The 7,361-nt window shown below is 48.8% G+C and carries 9 protein-coding genes and 1 pseudogene; 5 read left to right on the top strand and 5 right to left on the bottom strand.

Features of this window, described 5'->3' with window-relative positions; translation table 11 throughout:
• Positions 1 to 330 precede the first annotated feature (330 nt).
• Positions 331 to 873 carry a DUF3305 domain-containing protein gene (locus CUC53_RS07655; protein WP_100293603.1) on the bottom strand — a complete coding sequence of 181 codons (543 nt, stop codon included), beginning with the start codon at positions 871 to 873 and terminating at the stop codon, positions 331 to 333.
• Between the two features lie 280 nt (positions 874 to 1,153).
• Here CUC53_RS07655 and CUC53_RS07650 point away from each other — a divergent pair, with 280 nt between their 5' ends.
• Together CUC53_RS07650 and CUC53_RS07645 are read left to right on the top strand one after the other, a co-directional pair.
• Entirely contained in the window at positions 1,154 to 1,375 is a 222-nt protein-coding gene (locus CUC53_RS07650) for a helix-turn-helix transcriptional regulator (RefSeq protein ID WP_100293605.1), read from the top strand.
• Positions 1,365 to 1,913 (top strand): restriction endonuclease, encoded by a 549-nt coding sequence (locus CUC53_RS07645; protein ID WP_100293602.1) that lies wholly within the window; start codon positions 1,365 to 1,367, stop codon positions 1,911 to 1,913. The genes CUC53_RS07650 and CUC53_RS07645 overlap by 11 nt, the downstream gene beginning before the upstream one ends.
• Here CUC53_RS07645 and CUC53_RS07640 read toward each other — a convergent pair.
• Positions 1,903 to 2,811, bottom strand: a complete 909-nt coding sequence (locus CUC53_RS07640) for a DNA-methyltransferase (protein ID WP_100293601.1) — start codon at positions 2,809 to 2,811, stop codon at positions 1,903 to 1,905. The genes CUC53_RS07645 and CUC53_RS07640 overlap by 11 nt on opposite strands.
• Positions 2,812 to 3,097: 286 nt before the next feature.
• On the opposite strand from CUC53_RS07640, the pseudogene CUC53_RS07635 reads away from it, so the two are divergent.
• A pseudogene (locus CUC53_RS07635) lies at positions 3,098 to 3,283 on the top strand (formate dehydrogenase accessory sulfurtransferase FdhD); the annotation flags it as partial.
• A gap of 141 nt (positions 3,284 to 3,424) precedes the next feature.
• On the opposite strand, the gene CUC53_RS07630 reads toward CUC53_RS07635, so the two are convergent.
• The 3 genes from CUC53_RS07630 to CUC53_RS07620 form a co-directional block, all read right to left on the bottom strand.
• Positions 3,425 to 3,913, bottom strand: a complete 489-nt coding sequence (locus CUC53_RS07630; protein ID WP_100293600.1) for a hypothetical protein — start codon at positions 3,911 to 3,913, stop codon at positions 3,425 to 3,427.
• Between the two features lie 105 nt (positions 3,914 to 4,018).
• Positions 4,019 to 4,507: a hypothetical protein gene (locus CUC53_RS07625; RefSeq protein ID WP_100293599.1), complete on the bottom strand. Its 489-nt coding sequence runs from the start codon at positions 4,505 to 4,507 to the stop codon at positions 4,019 to 4,021.
• Complete coding sequence (locus CUC53_RS07620; RefSeq protein WP_100293598.1) at positions 4,504 to 5,640, bottom strand: DUF3289 family protein; 1,137 nt, start codon at positions 5,638 to 5,640, stop codon at positions 4,504 to 4,506. Before CUC53_RS07620 ends, CUC53_RS07625 begins: the two co-directional genes overlap by 4 nt.
• Positions 5,641 to 5,888: 248 nt before the next feature.
• On the opposite strand from CUC53_RS07620, the gene CUC53_RS07615 reads away from it, so the two are divergent.
• Positions 5,889 to 6,746 carry a formate dehydrogenase accessory sulfurtransferase FdhD gene (locus CUC53_RS07615; protein ID WP_100293597.1) on the top strand — a complete coding sequence of 286 codons (858 nt, stop codon included), beginning with the start codon at positions 5,889 to 5,891 and terminating at the stop codon, positions 6,744 to 6,746.
• A gap of 89 nt (positions 6,747 to 6,835) precedes the next feature.
• Positions 6,836 to 7,361: substrate-binding domain-containing protein (locus CUC53_RS07610; protein ID WP_201796733.1), on the top strand; the 526-nt coding region annotated here is incomplete at its 3' end.

The following is a 7,361-nucleotide window of genomic DNA, read 5'->3' as shown; positions in this document are numbered from 1 at the left end:
CCGCTGCTGCAATCGGCAGGGCCTCGGTCAGAACACTCAGAGAGGTCACTGCACCCCCCTCAGCCAGCGCTAGCCGCTGCGCTTGTGCTCCCTGCCGATCAGCCTGCGCTTTCTGCCGATCAGCCTGTGCTCCCTGCCGATTGCAGCAGCGGCTGGGCACGTAGCTCGCCCTGCTCATTGTCGCGGGCCTCTCCGCCCTCAGAGGGAACGCCAGACGCAGAGGAACGTGGCGCAGCCCCGCCAGCCGCTGGCACAGCAGCCTTATCTGCCGCGTGCCCCGTCGCTTGGACGCGGGCCTGCGTTTTTCGCCACAGCCAGCGTTTGAACAACTCACTCATGAGAGGTGTCCCCCACATCGCCCATCAGCTGACCGCCTGCGGCCTTGACGGCGCCACCGCTGACGGGCTCTGCGCTATCGACGCCGAGCTGATCTTGAGCCCGCCCCCTGCCCTGCTTGCCCTTGCGGCGGGCCTCCAGCAGCTCACCGTGGCGACCGATAAACGCCTCCACCCAGGCTTGCAGCGCCTCGGGAATAGGGCAGGAGAGCACCTGCCGCTCACCATCCATATAAGCCGCCGCCACGGTCTGGCTTAAGGTCAGGCCATCGGCCACAAACCCGCCCCCCGCAGAAGATGGGGCGATTGAACCAGTCACAAACAGGCGCGGCGCACCTGAGCTTAAGTTGAAGCGATAATCCCCCCGCTCATCGCGAAACAGAGTCAGGGGCAAGGCGCCAGCCGCATGGGGCTCGGCAGGATGGAGCGCCGCAATCTCGAACCGGCGACTCTGCCAGCGGCCAACTTGGCTGTCGATGGCCTGTAACTCAAGGTGTAGCCAGCGCTGCGGGGAGAAGGGTTTGGTGGTCTCTTGCACGTAAGGCTCCGATCAGAAGGTCTCTGCCGGGCCGCCCTCCCCCTGCCTTAGCGCCTATTGAAGCTAATTCAGTGAGATATAACAGCAGCCACGGCCATCAGTGGCAAAAGACGTAGCAAGAGTGGGGCCAAGGCAGATTAAAAAATATTTAGGATTTAGTTTTGGCATCACATCCAAATAAATAAACCCAGGGTAAATTTCAATTATTATGTTTTCAGCACCACAGAATGCTACTTATAGCCTGTCGACTTATAGTATTCAAAAACACAAAATAAATTACATGAACATTACTATTTTATTTGGACATCACGTCCGTTTGCATAGAAAAAAAAGATCCCTATCACAAGAGGAGTTAGCTGACTTGTGCGGTTTACATCGTACATATATCGGAGCTGTGGAACGTGGAGAGCGAAATATAACTCTTCTCAATGCAGAAAAAATAGCAGCTGCTCTAGATGAGCCACTACCCTCATTTTTCATAGAGTCTAAAAATGATAATTGAATCGAATCTTGACTCCCTCCTTGAGCGCTACAAGAATTCATTTATAGCAAAAGAATATCCTGATGAAAATGATGATCATGATATTTTGATGAAAGTGTTTGGTATAACACCAGAACTTAAGAGAGAAAATAAACAATATTGGGGAAGAGAGCTAGGAAAGCTTTGGGAATCATTAGTTATCGAAGCATGCAGAAACTTACCTTCATTTCAACCTGCATTAAAAATAGATAATGATGAACCTTGTGACCTACGTGTATGCCGGCTCGCTATAGATACCAAATATCGTGTTGGCTCTGGTGATGCTGGCACATTAAAAAAGTTCAAAGCATATGGAGCTCTTCTCAAAGAACATGAATATAACCCCGTATTTTTGTTCTTGAGAGAGGATAATTTACCTGCTGCGATAACTGCTTGCCGACAAGGAGGCTGGACCATTTATACCGGCAAGCAATCATTCGATTTTATTAAAAATATTTCAGGGTTTGATATGGAAGAATACTTAACTAATAGGGTTCAATCTTATCTCATTAATCGCTAACTTCCGAGAGCCTTCTTTCTATTATCTCAATATAAGAGGGCTCTATTTCTATACCGATATAATCAATGCCATACTCTTTTGCAGCAACCAACGTTGTGCCTGAACCTGCAAAAGGGTCAATAACTATAGAACCCTTAATCCTAGGAACAAAAATTTCTACGAGTCTTCTCATAAGCTCTAATGGCTTCACTGTACAATGCACATTATAGTCTTGAGATTTATCTCTTTTAATATTTTCCAATATATTAGATTGAAATCCACCATTATCCATTTCGGTATAAAAAAGTCCTGTACCGAACTCTAATAACGTTTCCGTATAATTATTTTTTAGCGGTTTCTGTAAAACGCAAATAGCCTCCCATTCACTACGCAAACAGCTATGCCAACCTTTAAATTTTTCCGAGTCTTGATATCCTTTCTGCTCGAGTTTCTTCTGCATATTAATCCCTTTAGGGATACCGCTTGTTCTACGATATACAATTATATCTCGCGCATAAAAACCAACTTTCTCCAGCGCTACTTGAACATGAGCAACAGTGCGAGTGCTGTTAAAGACTAACACTGTTGCCCCAGGTTTACATACCCGAAACAACTCTGCGGCCCAATCAGCACACCAGTTTTCGTAATCTACGATATTCTCTCTATTCTTTTTATACCAACTTTTATTTCTGATCCCACCGGCAAGACCGCTACCATAAGGAATGTTTTTCACTAATGTATTACTATCTTTGACCCTCTCCATTCGTCGTTGAATTTCACCATCATCCCACTTATGACCGATGAACTCATAATTATATGGAGGATCAGTCAAGCATGCTGAAACATAATTATCTGGGAGTTTTTTTAACTCTTCTCGGCAATCACCATTCATAATGGTATTTAAAAAATCTTTATTCATACTCACCTCTTTTTCGCTACTTATAGTAGTTATCTTGGGGCATCATATCAAGCAGTTGTTATGATGAGCGAAATGCCAACAAAAACGATCGAAATTCACATAGCAATAGATCCCATTCATGTTGCTTTTTTAACTGGAACAAAACTTGCTGTATCCCTTCCCTTAGATCTCGGCAACCGGTCACGAAGGCCCCATGACCTCGACTTTTATTAAAAGCAATACTGCCGCCCAGCTCACCATGGCCGTCGAGGTGATGGATCAGCAAGGCACACTGTAAACCCGCCACATCGCCTGTGAGCGGCCACTGACGGTCTACCTCAACTGGAAGGAGATCGTAACCCTGATGACGCTGGGCGCCCGCCCCGAAGCGCTGGTGCTGGGTTATCTGAAAAATCAGGGCGTTATCGAGGATCTTGCGGCCATCGAATCGGTGATTATCGACTGGGAGAGCGAGGCGGCCACCGTGGTAAGCGGCATCATCTTCTGCGCCAGAGCCTCATTAATTGGGATAGTCATCATCGAATAACAGCGAATTATCCGATGATGATTTTGGTAAAGCTGGACGCGGTAAACGTTGGGCTAGCCAACAGCCCTACAATACTGCTCGGCGATATCAGTCACATAACGGGTCTATCTTTCCATTGTCATAAACATCCACTATAGAATCAGTTCGCATTGAGCAATGCCGCCGATATTCACCCTGCAAAAAAACAGTCAGTCTTTTTTTATCTTTAAAATATCTTATCGTAGCAATTTCTTGTGCATCTATTTCTTTATATTTAATAGCTGGGTCGGTAAAAGGCTGCTCCCACCAACTTGCTTTCGGTCGTTCTCCATTGATCGGTGTAACACTACTCTCTTTATAAAAAAATATACTGTGCTCATCTTCTAAAAAATCTGAAGGCGTATCAGGATCATTTTTTATATAGCTCACAATAAGCGAAACCAAACCGCTTTGTGTTTTGGGCGGGTTTCTAATGACATAGACATAATTGCCCGTATCTTCTGCCACGCCCTGCCATTTATGAATAGATGGCGAATCATCACCACACCCTATTAGCAGTAATAGGGCGCCCAAACAGGTGACCTTAATCCCCTTCATTCCCATTCTCCTTGGATCGGATAATCCAACTCGACCACCGTCACGAACGGCTTATAAGCGAATACATCTAGGTACTGCAAGATAGACAATGCACAGATGAACATATCAATCACACAGCGGGTCTATTCTTCCATCATCATGAATATCTACAATAGAATTATCTCTCACTGCGCAAAATCTCCAATATTCGCCACGCAAAAAAACTCTAAACATTTGTTTGTTTTTTAAATAACGAGCTGACGCAATCTTATATTCATCAATTTCACTATATGTAATGGCGGGGTCAGTCATGGGTTGTTCCCACCAACTGGCTTTTGGCCGATCACCATCAATAGGCGTTACATTACTTTCCTGATAAAAATATATACTATGTTCACCTTCTAAAAAATCAAGGGGCGTATCTTTGTCATTTTTTATATAAGAAATAATAAGTGAAACTAAACCACTTTGTGTTTTTGGTGGATTTCTAATGACATAGGCATAATTTCCAGTGTCTTCTACAATGCCTTTCCATTTATGAATGGATGGCGAATTATCACCACACCCTATTATCAGTAATATTGCGCCAAGATACGTGATCTTAACTCTCTTCATTCCCATTCTCCTTGGATCGGATAATTCAACTCGACCACCGTCACGAACGGCTTATAAGCGAACCGATCTAAGTGTTGTAAAATAAACCATGCGCGAAAGCCAGGTAGCAGCCCATAGGGTTTAACGGCTCCAGTATTTAGATCTGGCCCAATGTCCGGCAAATCAAGTCCAAAGTGATCGTAAAAGGTGATTTTTACCGTCCCTTTGTAAAACCCGGACATCCGCTCAAATTTGGTAATTTCTGCCTTTCCTGCCCATATGCCATTAATGGCCATTGTTAGCCCATTTAATACATCACTTTCAAAGCCTCGTTCTTGAGAAAAACTAGCTCTGTTATTAAATGCGAATAGTGATGGAGGTTTTTCATCCTCATAGTTTGAATACCACTCTTTGAGGGATAGTCCATTTATATCACTCTTCATTTCCTTTATTTTTAGATTTACACCTTCAAGTAATTCACGAGCAAAAAATTGTGTTTTGGGGTGGGCTCTTACCATCTTGTTTAGCACGGGGTCTCTAAACTCCCCTCCTTCCCGTTTCTGAAATTTATGGATCATTTTTAATAAAACCATTTTCATCTCACCGGATGAAAATAGGCTCGTGGTCATATTTCTCCACGTGGCGAAATGTTCTGGTTCACTGTCCAAACCAAAATTATCCCGCACGAACTCCCGCCCGCCCATGGTGGGTATGTTCCTTATCTGCTCCACGCTCCATTCGCCAAATTTCATGTCTTCGGCGGTCGAGCCGTCTGCTTTTTTGCCCGGTTTGGTCGCTGATTCATACACCAAGATCGGCACCCTCACATGGGTGGCACTGGTCGTATCCGTTTTCTCTGTCAGCTTCAGGGTTGACGGCGGCTCAGGGGGCGACGCGGGATTAGGACGCGGGGCAAACCCGCCCCATCCCTGTTGCCCCGTTCTATTGAGCTTTGACCGCGCGAAGGCATTTTTGACTGCGCTCGCAAATTCGTTGTCTGCGGCTACGTCCAGCGAACCGAGCGACTCGCGGCAGCACGAATCCATCTTTGAGCCAAGAACGACCGTCCTTGCATCGCGGGCGCTGCCCTTGGATGGCGGTAATATTTGGAAAAACTCATCTGCCGATAACTCGTCAAGCCGTTTGATGGTCATAGGACTCTACCCATAAAAGAGGCCGCGAACACCGCATAGATCAAACATGTGGTGCAGTTGGGGCTAATCTGCAACTGCATCACAAAAAAGGGCTTTAAATCAAGCCACTACCATCTTGCTTAAACGTATTTCAGAAATTTCTTACCCTTTTCATGACCATGGATACGCACGTCCCAGCTTATGCGAGTCTGGAACAAAACTTGCTGTCCCCCTCCCCTTAGATCTCGGCAACCGGTCACGAGGGCCCTATGACACCGACCTTTATTAAAAGCAATGCTGCCACTCAGCTCACCATGGCCGTCGAGGTGATGGATGAGCAGGGAGACTTGCAAACCCGCCAAATCGCTTGTGAGCGGCCACTGACGGTCTACCTCAACTGGAAGGAGATCGTCACCCTGATGACGCTCGGGGCTCGCCCCGAGGCGCTGGTGCTGGGTTACCTCAAAAATCAGGGCTTTATCGAGGATCTTGCGGCCATCGAGTCGGTGATTGTCGACTGGGAGAGCGAGGCGGCCGCGGTGGTGAGCAGCCAGCAGGCCGCCGATCTCGACCAGTCCCTTGAGAAGAAGACGGTCACCTCCGGCTGTGGTCAAGGCACCATGTATGGCAGCGTGATGAAAAAGCTCGACGGGGTGGTGCTGGCGGCGCCTGAGCTGAAACAGAGCACGATTTATGCCCTGCTTAAGGCGCTATCGGCCCATAACGACACTTACAAAATGGCGGGGGCGGTGCATGGCTGCGCCCTCTGTCGCGGCAGCGAAATCATCTCGTTTGTTGAGGATGTGGGGCGCCACAATGCGGTGGATACCCTGGCTGGGGAGCTGTGGCTAAGTAGCGAGGGCGGTAGCGATAAGATCTTCTACACCACCGGACGGCTCACCTCGGAGATGGTGATCAAGGTGGCACAAATGGGGATTCCGGTGCTGCTGTCGCGCTCCGGTGTTACTCAGATGGGACTGGATCTCGCCCGCCAGCTCGGTATCACCATGATTGCCCGCGCTAAGGGACGCCACTTCGAGGTATTCAGCGGCCACGACCATCTGGTGCTGGACGAGAAGCCACCGCTGCTAGCGCCCAGTCCGGCCGGTCGCGGGATGCGGGACTAAACCATGCACAGGTTTATCAGCGCCGACCAGATCGCTGGGTATCTCGATCACATCACGCGCGAGGCCAAGAGCAAGCCATGAACGAATTTATGAATGTGAAGCAGGTGGCCGAGTATCTCGATCTTAACGAGAAGAAGGTCTATCAACTCGCCAACGAGGCGCGCATCCCTGCCACCAAAGCGACCGGCAAGTGGCTGTTTCCGCGCTCCCTGCTCGATCGCTGGCTGCTCGGCAGTTGCCACGAGGGGGTGATGAACGATCGGCTGCTGCTGGCCGGCTCCGACGATGTGCTGCTGCACTACGGTTGCAGTCAGCTGGCGCGCCAGCTTGGCACCCAAGCGCTGGTCGGTTACACCCCGTGCGGCACTCGCCAAGGGCTGGCGATGCTGGCCCGTGGCCACGTTGATCTGTGTGCCATTCACTGGGGGCAGGCTGAAGAGGCCCACCTGCGCCATCCGGCGCTGGTGCAGCAGTATCAGGGCCATCGACAATGGGTGATCGTCCATGGTTTTCGCCGAGTACAGGGGTTGGTGCTGCGCCAAGGGTTGCACCCCAAGGAGGCGAAAGAGGCGCTTCACTGGCGCTGGGCCATGCGCCAAGAGGGCGGTGGCAGCC

This window comes from Aeromonas cavernicola, from assembly GCF_002795305.1.
Lineage (GTDB): Bacteria > Pseudomonadota > Gammaproteobacteria > Enterobacterales > Aeromonadaceae > Aeromonas > Aeromonas cavernicola.
Note: the sequence above shows the minus strand (reverse complement) of the source record. Positions and strands in the feature narration are given on the sequence as shown.